Source organism: Alistipes sp. An116 (genome assembly GCF_002161005.1).
In the GTDB taxonomy this organism is placed as follows: domain Bacteria; phylum Bacteroidota; class Bacteroidia; order Bacteroidales; family Rikenellaceae; genus Alistipes; species Alistipes megaguti.
The window spans coordinates 26,969-43,425 of the sequence record NZ_NFLR01000021.1 but is presented as its reverse complement, the minus strand read 5'-3'; the positions used below and the strand labels follow the sequence as shown (position 1 = coordinate 43,425).

12 protein-coding genes and 2 tRNA genes are annotated in these 16,457 nt (G+C 61.1%); 11 read left to right on the top strand and 3 right to left on the bottom strand.

The features are described from left to right. Positions 1-6 precede the first annotated feature (6 nt). Positions 7-83 (top strand) — tRNA-Asp (locus tag B5E60_RS11665). A 346-nt stretch (positions 84-429) separates the two neighbouring features. Here the strand turns inward: B5E60_RS11665 and B5E60_RS11660 are convergent. Together B5E60_RS11660 and B5E60_RS11655 are read right to left on the bottom strand one after the other, a co-directional pair. Then, the gene (locus B5E60_RS11660; RefSeq protein ID WP_087311820.1) at positions 430-1,743 is read right to left on the bottom strand and encodes a sensor histidine kinase; all 1,314 of its coding nucleotides are present in this window, start codon (positions 1,741-1,743) and stop codon (positions 430-432) included. Then, the gene (locus B5E60_RS11655; RefSeq protein ID WP_087311818.1) at positions 1,740-3,107 is read right to left on the bottom strand and encodes a sigma-54-dependent transcriptional regulator; all 1,368 of its coding nucleotides are present in this window, start codon (positions 3,105-3,107) and stop codon (positions 1,740-1,742) included. The genes B5E60_RS11660 and B5E60_RS11655 overlap by 4 nt, the downstream gene beginning before the upstream one ends. Before the next feature lie 270 nt (positions 3,108-3,377). On the opposite strand from B5E60_RS11655, the gene B5E60_RS11650 reads away from it, so the two are divergent. From B5E60_RS11650 to B5E60_RS11630, 5 genes are read left to right on the top strand one after another with little or no spacing between them, the layout of a single operon-like run. Continuing rightward, the gene (locus B5E60_RS11650; protein ID WP_239403328.1) at positions 3,378-4,805 is read left to right on the top strand and encodes a TolC family protein; all 1,428 of its coding nucleotides are present in this window, start codon (positions 3,378-3,380) and stop codon (positions 4,803-4,805) included. Positions 4,806-4,827: 22 nt separating this feature from the next. Further along, a complete protein-coding gene (locus B5E60_RS11645) occupies positions 4,828-6,090 on the top strand; it encodes an efflux RND transporter periplasmic adaptor subunit (RefSeq protein WP_087311814.1) in 1,263 nt (420 codons plus the stop codon). 4 nt (positions 6,091-6,094) lie between these two features. After that, positions 6,095-8,494 carry an ABC transporter permease gene (locus tag B5E60_RS11640; protein ID WP_087311812.1) on the top strand — a complete coding sequence of 800 codons (2,400 nt, stop codon included), beginning with the start codon at positions 6,095-6,097 and terminating at the stop codon, positions 8,492-8,494. A gap of 21 nt (positions 8,495-8,515) precedes the next feature. Continuing rightward, positions 8,516-10,921, top strand: a complete 2,406-nt coding sequence (locus B5E60_RS11635) for an ABC transporter permease (protein ID WP_087311810.1) — start codon at positions 8,516-8,518, stop codon at positions 10,919-10,921. Between the two features lie 51 nt (positions 10,922-10,972). After that, on the top strand, positions 10,973-11,653 hold the full coding sequence (locus tag B5E60_RS11630) for an ABC transporter ATP-binding protein (RefSeq protein WP_087311808.1): 681 nt from the start codon (positions 10,973-10,975) through the stop codon (positions 11,651-11,653). Between the two features lie 199 nt (positions 11,654-11,852). Here the strand turns inward: B5E60_RS11630 and B5E60_RS11625 are convergent, their stop codons facing one another. Further along, positions 11,853-12,518 (bottom strand): DUF1349 domain-containing protein, encoded by a 666-nt coding sequence (locus B5E60_RS11625; RefSeq protein ID WP_087311806.1) that lies wholly within the window; start codon positions 12,516-12,518, stop codon positions 11,853-11,855. 195 nt (positions 12,519-12,713) lie between these two features. Here B5E60_RS11625 and B5E60_RS11620 point away from each other — a divergent pair, with 195 nt between their 5' ends. The 5 genes from B5E60_RS11620 to B5E60_RS11600 all read left to right on the top strand — a co-directional run bounded on the left by B5E60_RS11620 (position 12,714) and on the right by B5E60_RS11600 (position 16,355). Next, positions 12,714-13,469 carry a helix-turn-helix transcriptional regulator gene (locus tag B5E60_RS11620; protein ID WP_087311804.1) on the top strand — a complete coding sequence of 252 codons (756 nt, stop codon included), beginning with the start codon at positions 12,714-12,716 and terminating at the stop codon, positions 13,467-13,469. A gap of 302 nt (positions 13,470-13,771) precedes the next feature. Further along, positions 13,772-14,752 (top strand): acyl-CoA reductase, encoded by a 981-nt coding sequence (locus B5E60_RS11615; RefSeq protein ID WP_446698002.1) that lies wholly within the window; start codon positions 13,772-13,774, stop codon positions 14,750-14,752. A 40-nt stretch (positions 14,753-14,792) separates the two neighbouring features. Next, positions 14,793-15,302 (top strand): IS1096 element passenger TnpR family protein, encoded by a 510-nt coding sequence (locus B5E60_RS11610; protein WP_087311802.1) that lies wholly within the window; start codon positions 14,793-14,795, stop codon positions 15,300-15,302. After that, positions 15,292-16,197, top strand: coding sequence for a tRNA (adenosine(37)-N6)-dimethylallyltransferase MiaA (miaA, locus tag B5E60_RS11605; RefSeq protein WP_087311800.1), 906 nt, complete (start codon positions 15,292-15,294; stop codon positions 16,195-16,197). The genes B5E60_RS11610 and miaA overlap by 11 nt, the downstream gene beginning before the upstream one ends. A 69-nt stretch (positions 16,198-16,266) precedes the next feature. Beyond that, a tRNA-Leu gene (locus B5E60_RS11600) sits at positions 16,267-16,355 on the top strand. Positions 16,356-16,457: the final 102 nt, after the last annotated feature.

Below are 16,457 nucleotides of genomic sequence, written 5' to 3'. Positions count from 1 at the left end.
GAAAGGGGTGCGTTAGTTCAGCTGGTTAGAATACGTGCCTGTCACGCACGGGGTCAGGGGTTCGAGTCCCCTACGCACCGCCAGAAAGGGTGTAAATCAAGTAGTTACGAGATTTACACCCTTTTTTACACCCAAAAATCAAGCAACTATATTATTTTTCTTGAGTGTAATCTCGAGTCCGGCTATGTAGATCTCTACAATCTGGAGATGATTGCCGCCTTGTCATTCCGTGTGGGCAGTATGGAATCCGAAGCCTTCCGAAAATGGCTGCTTTACCGACCACAGCAGAAAATGATCGTCATGCAAGTCGACGCAGACGATCGACAAAAGGTAAGTTAACTCCTCACGCTACCGTTAAAAAAGAGCAATTCCATCATGGAATTGCTCTTTTTGTTTGAGGCCGGGAAACAGGAATCTATCGGCTCTCTCCTATCCGATCTGCAGGGTGAAGGTCACCCTGTGGTCGGTATTGCTTGTCAGGCGCAGCGAACCGCCGTGGAGCTGCATGATGCGCCGCGAGAGGCTCAGCCCGATACCCGAACCGTCGGGTTTGGTCGTGTAGAAGGGGGTGAAGATATTCTCGGCAACCTCCGCCGGGATAGCTCCGCCGTTGTTGCTGAACTCGATGATGACGTGTTCGGCCGCGTCGATGCGCGAGCGGATCCAGATCTCACCGGTAGGCCGTCCGGCCGTCGCCTCGCGGGCGTTCTTGAGCAGATTGACGGCCACCTGTCCCAGCTGGGCCTTGTCGGCGTAGATCATCGTGTCGGCCGGCTCGATGTCGACATGGATCTGCGGGGCATCGCCTGCGGCCGCCGTCAGCGCCACGGCCTGCCGGATGAGTTCACGCACCTCGAAGGGTTCGCGCTGCGGTGCCGGGATCCGCGTAAAGCGCCGGTAGCTGTCGACAAAGGAGACCAGGCGGCGGCTCGTTGCCGAGATGGTCTCCAGACCGCGTCGGACATCGGGATCCAGCGGGCGGTCGATATGAAGCAGCGTGTTGCTGAGCGAGGTGACCGGCGCCAGCGAATTCATGATCTCGTGGGTCAGGATGCGCGAGAGCTTGCTCCACGACTCGATCTGGATCTCGCTCACCTCGCTGTTGATATCGCTCACGGAGATCACCCGCCGGTGACGGTCTTCGAGCGTAATCTCCGAACATCCCAGCGTCAGGGCCATTTCGCCCGTCTCGGTCGAGCACGTGACGCGGAGCTTCTCTCCGGGGCGGATGGCCGCCAGGGCCCGTGCCGCTTCGGGTACAGTCCCCTCCAGCTGTCGGATGTGGGTCAGCAGCTGCAGGCCGAAGATGCGCAGCGCTTCGCTGTTGGCCTGGTAGACGCTTCCCGTGTCGTTGACGGTAATCAGGCCGGTCTGTGCACTCTCCATGATGAGCTGGTAGTAGCGCTCGCGCTCTTCGGCCCGCAGTTTGGTCCGCGTGAGGATCTCCTTGATGCGGTTGAGCGCGGCGTTGAGCATGGTGTTATCGACCTTTGAGGGGTCTTCGTTGAAGCGGAACGAGAGGTCGTCGCTGTCAATGGCGTTGAACATGAAGGTGATGCGCCGCACGGAATCGCCGTATTGGTGCAAAATCCGGTAGAACTCCAGCACCATGAGCGGGATGGTGATCAGCAGCAGCGGATAGAGTTGCCGGGCCACCAGCCATCCGCTGGCAAGAGCCGCGACGGCCAGCACCACAGCATGGGCGATCATGGGCCGGTATGCAATGCCTGTGGGGAGTTTCATAGCCCGTAGCGTTTGATCTTGTTATAAAGTGTCTGCCGCGTGATGCCCAGCTGGCGGGCCACCTCGGTCATGTTGCCGCCGCAGCGCTCCATGGCCCGGGCGATCATCGAACGCTCCATCTCGTCGAGGGTCGTGACGTCGGAGTCGGCTGCGGGGGCCGGAGCAGCTGCCGGGCGCAGCAGCAGCGTCGAGGGGGTGATCACGGGGCCGTCGCAGAGGATGACGGCCTTTTCCACGGTATGCTGCAATTCGCGGATGTTGCCCGCCCAGGGATAGGTCTCCATCTCACGGAGAGCCTCCGCGTCGAAACCTTCGATCGCCTTGCCGTATTTCGCGGCATAGCGGCGCAGAAAACCCTCGGCCAGTGGGTGAATGTCCATGCGGCGCTGGCGCAGGGGCGGCAGGTCGATATGAATGGTGTTGATACGGTACAGGAGGTCTTCGCGGAACGCACCCTGCTCGACCATCTTGTAGAGGTCGCGGTTCGTGGCCGAGATCAGACGGATGTCGACCGTGACGGGAGTGTTGCTCCCCACGCGGACGATGCGGCCGCTCTGGAGCGCCGTGAGCAGTTTCGACTGGAGGTGCGGCGGCAGGTTGCCGATCTCGTCGAGGAAGAGCGTGCCGTGGTTGGCCACCTCGAACTTGCCGGCGCGATCCGTCCGGGCATCGGTGAAGGCCCCCTTGACGTGGCCGAAGAGCTCGCTCTCGAAGAGTGTCTCGGGCAGGGCTCCCATGTCGACGGAGACCATCAGCTCGTTGTGGCGGGCCGAGCGGCGGTGGATCTCGCGGGCGAGCATCTCCTTGCCCGTTCCGTTCTCGCCCGTGATAAGGATGTTGGCGTCCGTTGCGGCCACCTTTTCGACCAGTTCGCGGATACGTGCCATCGCCGGGCTCGAGCCCCAGAACATCGGCTCTTCGTTGGTCAGCTCGCGCTTGATCTCCTTCAGTTGCTTCACCTCGCGCTGCGAACGCGAGAGGTTGTAGGCCCCCTGCAGGGCGGCGACCAGCCGTTCGTTGTCCCACGGCTTGACGACGAAGTCGACCGCTCCGTCGCGCATGGCCCTCACCGCAAGGTCGATGTCGGCATAGGCCGTGAAGAGCACCACCTGGATGTCCGGATAGTTGCGGTGAATCTCTTGCAGCCAGTAGAAGCCCTCGTTGCCGGTGTTGATGCCGGCCGAGAAGTTCATGTCGAGCAGGATGACGTCGACCGGCTTGCGGCGCAGCGTCGTCATCAGTTGGTTGGGCGTCGGGAGCGTCAGCACGCGGGCGAAGTAGTTACCCATGAGCAGCTGGACGGCTGCCAGAATGCTGCGGTTGTCGTCGACGACAAGCAGCGTACCCTCCTTTTCTTTGGCCATGTTGCGGATCTTTGCGGGAGCCGGCAGGAAGCGGATCGCTCGACGGCTCCCGCATCTCCGGCGAAACGGCTCCGGGGTTTCGGTGGGATAAAAGTAGTGTTTTCAAGGGAAAAACGGGGCCTGCCGTCCAGATTTTTTACGCGAGTGTAAAAATATTTTACGATCTTCGCGCAGCATCTGAATTGTTATCTTTTGTATATCAATCGTTTAATCAGTTTGGCACACGGATGGCAACATTTCGGGTGAAAATCAAGAAAGTCTGAAATCCGTATGAAAAGAGCGGTTTTGATTGCATGGATGTCCATTTTTTGGACACTCTTCCAGATAGATGCACTGATTGCGGCCCCCGGGCTGACGGGCGTGGCAACCGATTCGACGGTTGTGGCTGCGGCAAATCCGGATTCCGAAGGAGAAGATTCCCTCGCCGAAGAGCCCGCTCCGATGTCGCTGGAGGCGTGCATGCGCTATGCCGTCGAGCACAGCCCCGCCGTGCAGCGCCAGGCCTACACCAACCGCAACTACCGTCAGGATTATATCGAATCCGTCGCCGCGTTGGTCCCCTCGGTGAGCGGCACGGTCGGCGCCTCGACCAGCTTCGGCCGTTCGGTCGACCCCGAGACGAACACCTATACCGATGTCTCGAACTTCGACAACTCCTACTCCCTGTCGGGGCAGCTGCCTCTGTTTGCCGGGCTGACCGGCATCAACACCGTACGTGCCGCCCGCGTCATGCGCCTGCAGGGGGTCGAGGAGTTGCAGCTGGCCCGCGACGAGATCGCCCTGAAGACCATGCAGGCCTATTTCGACGTGGTCTACTACACCGAGAGCGTGCGGCTGGCACGCGAGCAGCTCAAGACCAGCACGGCCGAACTCGAGAAGAGCCGCAAACTCTTCGAACTGGGGTTGAAGAGTGCTGCCGACGTGGCGGAGGTAGAGTCGCAGCAGGCTTCGGACGACTACCTCCTGACGCAGCAGGAGAACAACCTCGCGCTGGCCGAAATCACCCTCTCCGAGGCGATGAACTACCCGGCCGACCGGCCGCTGCGCATCGACACGGCGGTGGAGATCGAGACCCCGGCCGGTGTCGCCCCCTTCGACGAGGTGCTCGGCAATGCGCTGGAGTACAACCCCAAGGCCGTGGCGGCGCAGCACGACGTGCGCCATTCGAAGCTGCAGTTCTCCATCGCCAAGGGCAATCTCTATCCGTCGATCTACGTCGGGGGCGGCTACTCGACCAACTTCTTCATGACCCTCGACGACCGTTCGCTCTATGCCTCGTTCTCCAATCAGTTCCGCGACAACCGCGGCTTCTACGTCTCGGCGCAGCTGTCGATCCCGATCTTCGGGGGGCTTGCGCGCCGCACCTCGATGAACCGCGCCCGCAACAACTGGCGCATCGCCGAGCAGACCCGCACGGAGACCCTCCGCACGCTCCAGAGCGAAGTGGCGCAGGCCTATCAGCAGATGTTGGGCTACGGCAAGGAGTTCGTCCAGGCCTCGAAGAAGAGCGACGCCGCGCGGCTGGCCTACGAGGCCGTCTCGGGCAAGTACGAGCGCGGCATGGTCTCGGCCATCGACTTGCAGACGGCTGCCGACAAGCTGCTTCAGGCCCGCTCCGAGCGGCTGCGCGCCCGGCTGCAATATATCATCAAGGTGCGGCTGGTGGCCTACTACAACGGCGAACCGCTGATTCGTTAAACCCGGACAAAACAACACAACCATGGATATTCGCATTGAAAAGAAAAAGGGGCTGCGCGCCCTCTTCACCCGGCGGGGCATTCCCTATCTCGCAGGAGCCGTGCTGCTCGTCTTCATTGTGTGGCTGCTCGTGCGCGGCAACTCCTCGACGCTGCGCATCGACGCCCGCACGATCTCCGTCGGGACAGTCGCCCGCGGCGAGTTCAACGACTACATCCGCGTCACGGGGCAGGTGCAGCCCATCACGACCGTGCAACTGAGTCCCCTCGAGGCGGGCGTCGTCGAGCGGCTTGTGGTCGAGGAGGGTGCCTCGGTCCACAAGGGCGACGTGCTCGTGGAGCTGAGCAACACGTCGCTGACGCTCGAGATTCTGAACAGCGAGGCCGAGCTGGCCGAGAAGCAGAACATCCTGCGCAACACGCTCATTTCGATGGAGCAGCAGAAGCTCGACCTGCGGCTCGACAAGGTGCAGCTGGACCTCGACGTCGAGCGCAAGCACCGCACCTGGCAGCAGAACGAGGAGCTCTACCGCAGCAATCTCATAGCGCGCGAGGATTGGCTCCAGTCGAAGGAGGATTACGAACTGGCCGCCAAGAAGCGCGAGCTGAACATCGAGCGGCAGGTGCAGGATTCGCTCTACCGCACGGTGCAGATCGAGCAGATGGAGGAGAACCTCGCCAACATGAAGCGCAACATGGAGCTCATCCGCCAGCGCATCGGCAACCTGCAGGTCAAGTCGCCGATCGACGGCGAGGTGGGGCTGCTGGACGTCGTGCTGGGACAGTCGGTCTCGTCGGGACAGAAGATCGGCCAGGTGAACGACCTGTCGGACTACAAGGTCGAGGCTCAGATCGACGAGAGCTACATCGACCGTGTGCGGGCGGGGCTCGACGCCACCTTCGAGCGGCAGGACACCGCCTTCACGATGCGTCTGAGAAAGGTCTACCCCGAGGTGCGCAACGGGCAGTTCCGCGCCGACTTCACCTTCGCGGGGGCCCATCCGTGCAACATCCGCAGCGGCCAGACCTACTACCTCCATCTCGAACTGGGGCAGCCGACCGATGCGGTGATCATCCCCCGCGGCTCGTTCTACCAGTCGACGGGCGGCGTCTGGATCTACGTCCTCGCGCCCGAGGGCGACCGCGCCTACAGGCGCCAGATCCGCATCGGACGCCAGAACCCGCAGTATTACGAGGTGCTCGAGGGACTGGAGCCGGGCGAGCGCGTCATTGTCTCGGGATACGAGAACTACGGCGCCAACGACGTGCTGATTCTCAACAAATAGAGCCATGAAGATTGCCTTCCATAACTTTCTCACCACGCTGCGGCGCTACAAGACCTCGTCGCTGCTTAACATCGTCGGGCTGACGATGGCCTTCACGGCCTTCTACGTCATTCTGGTGCAGGTGCGCTGGGAGATGACCTTCAACCGCGCCATCCCCGAGGCCGAACGCATCTACCTCGTCGCTCCCCTCTCGCCGTTCGACGAGACGGGCTATTCGATCTGCTCGACGCGTCCCGACGGCGAACAGCTCATCGCCCGATCGCCAGAAATCGAGGCCGGCGGCTGCATCCGTCCCTGGCGCTGGGAACAGCCCGTGTGGGTGAAACGCCACGGCGAGTTCCTCCGTTTCCGGATGTCGCTCAACCCCGTCTCGATGGGTTTTCTCGAGACCGTGGGGCTGCGTACCGTCGAGGGGGATCTCGCAGCACTCGGACAACCCAACAGCATCGCCCTCTCACGCTCGCAGGCCGCGCGGCTCGGCGTGCATGCCGGCGACATCCTCTGGCTCGGCGACCAGGAGGGGAAGCGCGTCGACACACAACAAGAAGTGGTTGCCCTCTTCGAGGATTTTCCAGTGAACAGCTCCTTTGCACATATCGTCGCCGTGACCGATGTCGGCGACCGGGACATGACCCCCTCCTATTGGAACGACTGCTATTTCGTCCGTCTGCGCGCCGGGGCCGATCCCGAGGTGCTGGCCCGTCGCTGGGAGCAGATTCACCGGAAGAACTACCGTGACTACATGGAGCGCATGGCCCCCATCTGGGGCGAAGAGCTGACCGAGGAGGAGATGGAGGACCCGTGTGACTGTCTGCTTGTGCCGCTCGACGGGATCTATTTCGATCGTCGGGTTGCCGACAGCATGGGCGTCTTCTCCAGCGGCTCCACGACGTTGACCTATTCGCTGCTGAGTGTGGCGGTGCTTGTCATCCTCATTGCCCTGATCAACTTTGTCAACTTCTTCTTTGCGCTGCTGCCCGTGCGACTGCGGGCTGTCAACATCCTCAAAGTCTTCGGCGCCCCGAACGCCTCGTTGCGCTTCAGTTTCCTGTTCGAGGCTCTCGGCTTTGTCCTCATCGCTCAACTCTGCGCCTGGTATGTGGCCATCGCGCTGAAGGGCACCGAATTCGCCTCGTATGTCAGCAGCTCGCTCGCCCTGGGCGACAACCTCCCCGTGCTGGGTATCTCGCTCGGCGTTTCGCTCGTCGCGGCGCTCGTTGCCGGAAGTTTCCCGGCGTGGTACATCACCTCGTTCAATCCGGCGATGGCCGCCAAGGGATCGTTCGTCGGTTCGGCGGCCGGACGCCGCTTCCGCGTGGCGCTGCTCGGCGTGCAGTTCGTCATCGCGATCGGACTGATCGTCTTCTCGATCAGCTCGCTGCTGCAACAGCGCTACGTCCGTCGCTACGACCTGGGGTTCAATCACGAACGGGTGTTGACCTTCCGGACCGCTTCGCAGCGGATCTCCAGTGCCGACCGGTTCGCAGCGTTCGCCTCGGCCCTCGAGCAGGATCCGCAGATCGTCGGCGTAACCGCGGGGCAGGGGCCGCTCGTCGCCGGAAACTTCTCGATCTGGGGACGGAAGGTCGCCGACGAGGAGGTGATGATCCACGTGCGTCCGGTGCGCAGCAACTTCCTCGACGTGCTGGGTATTCCGGTCCTTGCCGGCGAAGACTTCAAGCCCGGATACGACCGCGACACGACGCTGCACTACATCGTCAACGACCTGCTCGCCCGCAAGGGGGCCGGGCTTGGCTACCGGCTCGACGACGGCAATGTGGTCGGCATCTGTCCCGACTTCCACTTCCGACCGTTGCAGTATCCCGTCGCACCGTTTGCCTTCGTGACCATCCCGGGCGACATGGAGTATTTCTTCGTGCGCATGGCCGCCGGGGCCGATTCCGACGCCGTCTGTGACCATATCCGGAGAACAGTCGAACGCCTCGACCCCGACTGCGAACCGGTCGAGATCCGCTTCATGGACGAGGAGATCAACGCCCAGTACGCCCGCGAGCGACGCATTACGACCATCGTCGGGCTCTTCACGGTGCTGGCCGTCGTCATCGCCCTGATGGGCGTCTTCGGCATCGTCCTCTTCGAGACGCAGCACCGCCGCCGCGAGGTGGCCATCCGCAAGGTCATGGGCGCCACCTCACAGGAGGTGCTCCGCCTCTTCAACCGCCGCTACGTTACGCTGGTTACGGTCTGCTTCATCCTGGCCGCACCGGTCGGCTACTGGATCGTGGACCGCTGGTTGGGCGCGTTTGCCTATCATGTGCCGATCCACTGGTGGGTCTTCGCGGCGGCCTTCGCCGTGGTGCTCCTCGTCACGGTCGCCACGGTCACCTTCTGCTCGTGGCGCACGGCCAACGAGAACCCCGCCGACTGCGTGAAATCCGAATAATCAAAACTGAAATACACATCCATGAAAATCGCACTGCGAAACTTCCTCACCACACTGCGACGATACAAGGTCTCGTCGCTGCTCAATATCGTGGGGCTGACGCTCGCCTTCACGGCCTGCTACATCATCCTGGTGCAGGTGCGCTGGGAGATGACCTACAACCGCACGCTCCGCGATTCGGAACGCATCTATCTGGTCGAGTCCACCGACTGGTACACGCCCGGCGCCTGGCAGTCGTGGCTCTGCCGGCCCATGGTCGAGCGGTTCATCTCATCGACCTCGGCCGTCGAAGCCGGCGGCTGCACCTGGGGCGGCTTCGGCCCCACGGTCGTGCTGCGCGAGAATGCCACGAAAATGGGGTACGACCGCTTCAACAACATCTATGCAGGCTCCATTTCGCTGCCGCTGCTCGACGTCTTCGAGTTCCGGAGTGTGGCAGGGGATGTCCATGACCTCAAACGCGCGCAGAGCGTCATTGTCTCGCGCTCGACGGCCGAACGGCTCGGCGTCGGTGTCGGCGACATGATCTGGAGCGACACCGACCAGCCCTCGGCCGAGAATGCCCGCGAGGTGGTGGCCGTCTTCGAGGATTTTCCCGCAAACTCGCTCATGGCCAGGTGCCAGATGGCCGTGGATCTGGGCGACCGGAGCATCGACGACCCCTCGGAATGGAGCTACAATTACTACGTACGGTTCCAGCCCGGGACCGATCTCCGGACGGTCATCGAGGAGTGGAAGCGGCTCTTCGCGGAGATGTACCCCGGCGAGGCCAACGAAGAGGGGCAGCTCGAAACGGAACCCTTCCGCCTGTCGTGTATCCGCGACCTCTACTTCGAGAGCGACAGCCGCGTGCCGTGCGCCCAAGGGTCGCTCGTGACGACCTATACGCTGCTGGGCATCGCGCTGTTGGTCATTGCGCTGGCATTCATCAACTTCGTCAACTTCTTCTTCGCGCTGGTGCCCGTGCGCATCCGCACGGTCAACACCTTCAAGGTCTTCGGCGCACCGAATACCTCGCTGCGCTTCGGCTTCGTCTTCGAGGCCGTGGGACTGGTCCTCATTGCCCTGCTGCTGGCCTGGTACCTCTCCTTCGCCATCCAGGGCACCGAGCTGGCCAGCTACATCTCCGCACCGCTCAACGTCATGCAGAACCTCCCGGTCATCGGCATCCTGCTCGCCGTGGCGGTGGTCATGGCCCTCGTGGCCAGTCTCTATCCGGCGTGGTACATCACCTCGTTCCCGCCAGCCATGGTGGTCAAGGGATCGTTCTCCGGTACGGCCGGCGGGCGGCGGCTGCGCACGCTGCTGCTCGGATTCCAGTTTACCATCTCGATGGGGCTCATCATCGCCACGGGATTCATCCTCCGCCAGCACGACTTCATGCTGCGGCAGGAGATGGGCTTCGACCGCCGCGATCTGATGGCTGCCCCACTCTCCGGAAAGGCCGCACTGAACTACGACGCCCTGCGCGACCGGCTGCTGACCGACCCGCGCGTGGTCGACGTCACGGCGGCCGAGAGTCAACTGGTGAACGTAAGCCGCATGAGTTGGGGCCGCACCTACAAGGGGCAGCGGGTCAGCATGCAGGCCTATATCGTACGGTGGAACTTCCTTCGGATGATGGGGATCCCCGTTACCGACGGCCGCGACTTCCTCGAATCGGACGAGCACAAGGAGACCGGCATGCTGATCTGCAACGAGGCGGCCCGTCGCGAATACGGTTTCGAACTGGGCGACGAAATCGGCGGATTCTGCGGTACCGATCCGCTCGTGGGTGTCTGCACCGATTTCAACTTCCGTCCGATGCAGTACGGCGTCACCCCCTTCATCTTCTATGTCATTCCCGAGGAGATGTCGCAACAATCGGGCGGGCGCGCCTCACAGCTGCTCTACCTGCGCTACCGACCCGAGGCCGACGTCAACGAAGTGGCTGACTACCTGCGGCAGTGCATCGCCGAGGCGGACCCGCACCTGACGCCGGGCGAGATCCAGATCCGTACCTTCGAGGAGGAGCTGGGCTTCGAGTATACGAAGGAGCGGCGGCTGGCCACGGTCGTCGGGCTCTTTACGGTGCTGGCCGTCGTCATTGCCCTAATGGGGGTCTTCGGCATCGTCCTCTTCGAGACACAGTACCGCCGCCGCGAGGTGGCCGTGCGCAAGGTCCTGGGCGCCACGACTCCGGAGGTGCTCCGCCTCTTCAACCGCCGCTACCTGTGGATGGTGGTCGTCTGCTTCGTCATTGCCGCGCCGCTGAGCCTCTGGATCGTCCACCGCTGGATGGCCTCGTTCGCCTACCGCGCCCCCTTCACGGTGTGGATCCCTCTGGCGGCGCTCGCCGCAGTGCTCCTCGTCACGGCCGCCACGGTGACCTTCTGCTCGTGGCGCACGGCCAACGAAAACCCGGCCGACTCGGTCAAGTCCGAATAAGTCGACCCGAAAAACGAAATTGTCAAATTCTAAAAGATACCTGTTATGGCTATGTTGAAAGTAGAAAACCTCCGCAAGGTTTTCCGAACAGAAGAGATCGAAACCATCGCCCTGAATGGCGTATCGTTCGACGTGAACGAGGGCGAATTTGTCGCCATCATGGGCCCCTCGGGCTGCGGCAAATCGACGCTGCTCAACATTCTGGGACTGCTGGACAATCCCACCTCGGGAAACTACCAGTTGCTCGACCGCGAGGTGGCCACATTGCGCGAAAAGGAGCGCACGCGCTTCCGCAAGGGAAACATCGGATTCGTCTTCCAGTCATTCAACCTGATCGACGAGCTGAATGTCTTCGAGAATGTCGAGCTGCCGCTGATCTATCTGGGCGTGAAGGCCTCGGAGCGCAAGCGCCGCGTGAACGAGCTCCTTGCCCGCATGAACATCTCCCACCGCGCGGAACACTTCCCGCAGCAGCTCTCCGGAGGTCAGCAGCAGCGTGTGGCCATTGCCCGCGCCGTGGTGTCCAACCCGAAGCTGATTCTGGCCGACGAGCCCACCGGCAACCTCGATTCGAAAAACGGCCGCGAGGTGATGGATCTCCTTTCGGAGTTGAACCGCGAGGGAACGACCGTCATCATGGTGACCCACTCGCAGTACGACTCGACCTTTGCCCACCGCGTGCTGCACCTCTTCGACGGTGAGCTGGTCAAGGACCTCACCAACCGGATGTAGACGTCAATATCTTTGTCTGCTGACCGACAGGAGCACTGAGAGACAAGACCTGAACACGTTTCGGCAGCTATGCGTCTCCCCGCAGATACTTACCGATCGAATTGAAATTTTTTCCCATAAGACGGCTACAGAAACGGAAAGGGCGCACCGGCCATTCAGGGGATCGGTGCGCCTTTTGAGGTTTAGCGCGTGCGCGGAATCAGCTGTTCTGCGGGGCCTGATTTTTCTCGAGCCACTGCAGACGCCGCTGATCGGGCAGGTGCTTGATCGAGAACTGCTCGAAACGGGCCGTGAAGCCGTCTCCATCGGGGCATGCACCCATGATTCCGACCATGACGGGATGGTTGTCCTGCAGCCAGGCGTTGCGCATGAGCGTATACTCCTGGTCGTCGAACGAGTAGAAGATCTCGACGGCATCCAGCCGGCGTACGGCCTTGATCCAGACGTGTTCCACGGGTTTGTCGAGCGAGATGATGCTCCAGTCGCTGGTGTGGTGCGTGACTACGCAGCTGAGGTTGTACTTTCCGTCGACGAATTCGATACCGGCCTTGATGTAGTTTTCGTGGTCGAGACGCAGCATGAGTCCCGACTGGTCGAATCGCGTGCGGTAGTCGCCCGAGATGCAGACCTTGACTTCGAATTCGCCGCCGCGGAGCGTGTAGAGGAACGGGGCGTCATCGACGGTGAATCCGTAGTGCGAGATTCGCCAGTAGTCGGTCTGGGGGGTTACCTCCATGATGAGGGCATTTTTTTCGATTTTCCAGATTTCGGGTTCGTTGAACCATTGCATTTTTTCGAGGGATTGAGCCATACCGGGAAGTGACGCGGCGAGCAGGAGCCCGCAGGTGAGGAGTAATTTTTTCATTTTTTTCTGTTTTGATACAGGTTTGTCTGTTGATTGTTTTTGTTGGGGGCGGCGACGTCGTTTTCGGCCTTTTTGGAGGACAAAAGTGCCGGACGATCCCCAAATCATCATCGTTTTTTGTATCTTTGCAAAGGTAGGGCTCTGTGCCCTGTCGGACAATGCTTATAAATAACCATTTTGAGACACGGGGAAAAGATGAATACCGTCACGCAACTGGTCCGGGAGTTTTCGGGGCAGGAGTTTTCGCAGGAGCCGTCCGCGGACCGGCTGTTGGCGGCCAGCCGCGCGATGGCGGATCATTACGCGCGGATGGAGCATGCCATCGTGGTTTTGAGTGATCTGCGGGCCAATACAAGCCGTATCTGGTACGGTGGATTTTCGCGTACGCTGGGTTTGGCGAGCCCGGGGGAGCCGCGGGAGGTTTCGTCGATCTGGGAGGAGGAGATCTTCCGGCTGATCCACCCCGACGATCTGGCGCGCAAGCATCTGCAGGAGCTTTGTTTCTTTCATTTTATCAAGAACCAGCCTCGCCGGCGACGCGGCGACTATTGCCTGATGAGCCGGCTGCGGATGAAGACGGCCACGCACGGTTACATGCCCGTCCTGCACCGGATGTTCTATATCGCGGATCCGGCGCATGCTGCGCAGCGGTTGGCCATGTGTCTTTACGGGCCTCTTTTTTTCGAGATGCCTTCGGCGTGCCTGGTCGTCGATTGGATCGACGGCCATACGGAGGAGCTGGAGGTGCCGCGTACGTCGAAGATTCTCTCGCCCCGTGAGACGCAGATTCTGCGACTGATCGACCGTGGGCTGACGAGCAAGGAGATCGCTTCGATGCTCAGCATCAGCATCCATACGGTCAGCCGGCACCGGCAGGAGATCCTCGGCAAACTGCAGGTGAAAAACTCCATCGAGGCGTGCCGCCTGGCCAAGGATCTGCGGCTTCTTTGACCTCTCCCCGTGAGGTGCAGTCCGGTGTAACGATGGCCGCATGTCCCCGTTTGGATGCGGGAGCCCTCTCCCCTCTCCCCTCTTTCCGTAGCAGTCCGGATCTTTTCCGCCCGACGGACGACCAGCGGAGACGATATCTCGCCGGAGCCGAAGTCTGGGCGTGATGCCGCCGGCGGAGGTCGGCCTTGCGGCATATTCGCTGTGTTCCGGGAGGGGCGTTGGAGTCGCCGCCTTTTGAAATCCTGCGAAATTTCGGGAAAATCTTCGCCGGAAATCGTATCTTTGCGGCGATGAAAGATGTCATGGAACTTTTTGCAGAATTGGGCTCGCGCCTGCAGCGTTTCGGTACGGATGCCGCGACCCGGCAGGTCGTCGAGGCGGCCCACGCCGCCAACGGATGGTTTCTTCCGGAGGAGATCGTGCGGGCCGCGCGCACGATCGGCGAGGAGATGCTGCGCCGCGATCGTCTCGAGGCGTGGCTGGCCGCCTATCCGGCTCTCCGTCGGCCGCATGAGGTGCGGAACGTTCTGGTCATCATGGCCGGAAACATCCCGCTGGTGGGTTTCTTCGATCTGCTGTGCGTGATCATTGCGGGGCACCGCTGTCTGGTCAAACCCTCGACCAAGGACCGTACCCTGATGGAGTATGTCGTTGCCGTGCTTCGGGAAATCGACCCCGAGGCGGCCGTCTCGCTCTATGACGGTAGCCAGCCCGTCGAGGCGGTGATCGCCACGGGCAGCGACAATGCCAACCGCTACTTCCGGGCCCGTTATGCCGGCATTCCCTCGCTGTTGCGGGGCAGCCGCCAGTCGGTGGCCGTTCTGTCGGGTCGCGAAACCGACGCTCAGTGGCGCGGTCTGGCCGACGATATCTGGGCCTATTCCGGACTGGGCTGTCGCAGCGTCTCGCTGCTGTTCTTGCCTCACGGTGTGGAGCCAAGGCTTCAAATGCCGCCTGTAAATGCCAAATACAAAAATAATTATATCCAACAGAAGGCGCTGCTCGAGATGCAGCGGACGCCGTTCGTCGATCTGGGAGCTTCGCTGCTGGTCGAGGAGCCGTCGTTCCCCAACGCCCTGAGCCGGATTCATTGCGCGCGTTACGATTCGCTCGACGAGGTGCGCGACTGGCTGGCTGCACACGACGACCAGTTGCAATGCGTCGTCAGCGAATGCCTCGACCACAGCCGCCGGGTTGATTTCGGCCGTGCACAGTCCCCTTCGTTGACCGACTATCCCGACGACCGCGACGTATTGGCCTGGCTGGCGTCGCTGAATGGATAAAAATGCTATCTTTGTCTTCGATTACTAAAAAGATTCTGTCATGTCGATGGTTTTCCGATTCCGGATGTTGAGCGACGAGAACGACAATTTCGTGCGCGACTACGAAGTGATGTATGATACGACGCTGCTGGATTTTCATCGTTTCATCCTGCAGTCGCTTGAATACGAGGACTGCATGGCCTCGTTCTTTACGGCCGACGAGCGTTGGGAGCGTCAGCGCGAATTCACGTTGATGGATATGGGCGCCGGTTCGGAGGATGCTCCCGAAACGATGGATCGCGTGACACTCGGTCAGTTGATCCACCACCATCGCGACCGTCTGATCTACCTTTTCGACCTGTTCGGCGACCGGGCCTATTACCTGGAGTTGACGGGTGTCTACGAAGCCGATGACGATTCGACCTATCCGCGCGAGATCTTTGCGCTGGCCGAGGCGCCGGATCAGTACGACCCCTCGAAGACCCATGCCGAGGAGGGTTCGGCCTTCGACGAGATCATGGACGAATTCAAGGATTTCGAAGGAGACGACTCCTACGACGATGAGTACTAAACGGTTGCTGGTGATCGTCGGGCCGACGGGCTCGGGCAAGACGGATCTGAGCATCCGTCTGGCGTTGCATTACGGCGCCCCGATTCTCTCGACCGACTCCCGGCAATTCTATCGCGGCATGCCGATCGGTACGGCCCAGCCCGATCCGGAACAACTGCAAACCATTGAGCATCATTTCATTGCCTCGCATGATATCACGGAGGAGTTGAGCTGCGGACAATACGCCGAACAGGCCCTTGCGTGCCTCGAACGGCTCTTTGGTGACCACGACTGGGTGGTGGCGGTCGGCGGTTCGGGACTCTACGTGAAGGCGTTGTGCGAAGGGATGGATGACCTGCCGCAGGCGGATCCCGCCCTGCGGGATGAACTGGGGCGACGCCTTGCAACGGAGGGGATTGATGCGTTGGCCGAGGAGCTCCGCCGACTCGACCCGCCCTATTACGAGGTGGTCGATCGCAAGAATCCCGCCCGGGTTGTCCGGGCGTTGGAGGTGTGTCTGCAGACCGGCCGCCCCTACTCCGAGCTGCGGACCGGCAGTCGGCAGACGCGCCCCTTCGAGATCATCAAGATCGGGATTGATCTGCCGCGAGAGGAGCTCTACGATCGGATCAACCGGCGAGTTGATCGCATGTTGGCCGACGGCCTGGAGTCCGAGGCGCGGAGGCTCTACCCCTATCGGGCGCTGAATGCCCTGCAGACGGTGGGTTATCGGGAATTTTTTGACTGTTTCGAGGGGCGGACGAGTTACGACGAGGCGGTCGAACTGATCAAGCGCAACTCGCGACGCTATGCCAAGCGGCAGTTAACCTGGTTTCGGCGCGATCCGGAGATTCGATGGTTTGGCCCGACGGAGGATGCGGCGATGATCGAATATGTAGATGCACGGACACGTTAATACGCGTCCGGATTTGGCGAATCGGGAATCTTTTCGTAATTTTGCCGTCGCCTTTCATAAGAAAAGAGGGCCCGGATGGTGGAATCGGTAGACACGCCGGACTTAAAATCCTGTGGCCAGCAGTGGCCGTGCCGGTTCGACCCCGGCTCCGGGTACCAGTAAAAAATCCCAAATGGCTAATTCATAGCTGTTTGGGATTTTTATTTTGCGCTGCGTGTCCGCATTTTGTCCACATTTTCCCCACACGTGCTGTGAATGAT

What these genes read in the sequence shown, in the direction of transcription:
- B5E60_RS11660 (WP_087311820.1), bottom strand. Translation starts at nt 1,743, where the DNA reads ATGAAACTCCCCACAGGCATTGCATACCGGCCCATGATCGCCCATGCT.
- B5E60_RS11645 (WP_087311814.1), top strand. Translation starts at nt 4,828, where the DNA reads ATGGATATTCGCATTGAAAAGAAAAAGGGGCTGCGCGCCCTCTTCACC.
- B5E60_RS11650 (WP_239403328.1), top strand. Translation starts at nt 3,378, where the DNA reads ATGAAAAGAGCGGTTTTGATTGCATGGATGTCCATTTTTTGGACACTC.
- B5E60_RS11615 (WP_446698002.1), top strand. Translation starts at nt 13,772, where the DNA reads ATGGAACTTTTTGCAGAATTGGGCTCGCGCCTGCAGCGTTTCGGTACG.
- B5E60_RS11655 (WP_087311818.1), bottom strand. Translation starts at nt 3,107, where the DNA reads ATGGCCAAAGAAAAGGAGGGTACGCTGCTTGTCGTCGACGACAACCGC.
- miaA (WP_087311800.1), top strand. Translation starts at nt 15,292, where the DNA reads ATGAGTACTAAACGGTTGCTGGTGATCGTCGGGCCGACGGGCTCGGGC.
- B5E60_RS11620 (WP_087311804.1), top strand. Translation starts at nt 12,714, where the DNA reads ATGAATACCGTCACGCAACTGGTCCGGGAGTTTTCGGGGCAGGAGTTT.
- B5E60_RS11635 (WP_087311810.1), top strand. Translation starts at nt 8,516, where the DNA reads ATGAAAATCGCACTGCGAAACTTCCTCACCACACTGCGACGATACAAG.
- B5E60_RS11610 (WP_087311802.1), top strand. Translation starts at nt 14,793, where the DNA reads ATGTCGATGGTTTTCCGATTCCGGATGTTGAGCGACGAGAACGACAAT.
- B5E60_RS11640 (WP_087311812.1), top strand. Translation starts at nt 6,095, where the DNA reads ATGAAGATTGCCTTCCATAACTTTCTCACCACGCTGCGGCGCTACAAG.
- B5E60_RS11630 (WP_087311808.1), top strand. Translation starts at nt 10,973, where the DNA reads ATGTTGAAAGTAGAAAACCTCCGCAAGGTTTTCCGAACAGAAGAGATC.
- B5E60_RS11625 (WP_087311806.1), bottom strand. Translation starts at nt 12,518, where the DNA reads ATGAAAAAATTACTCCTCACCTGCGGGCTCCTGCTCGCCGCGTCACTT.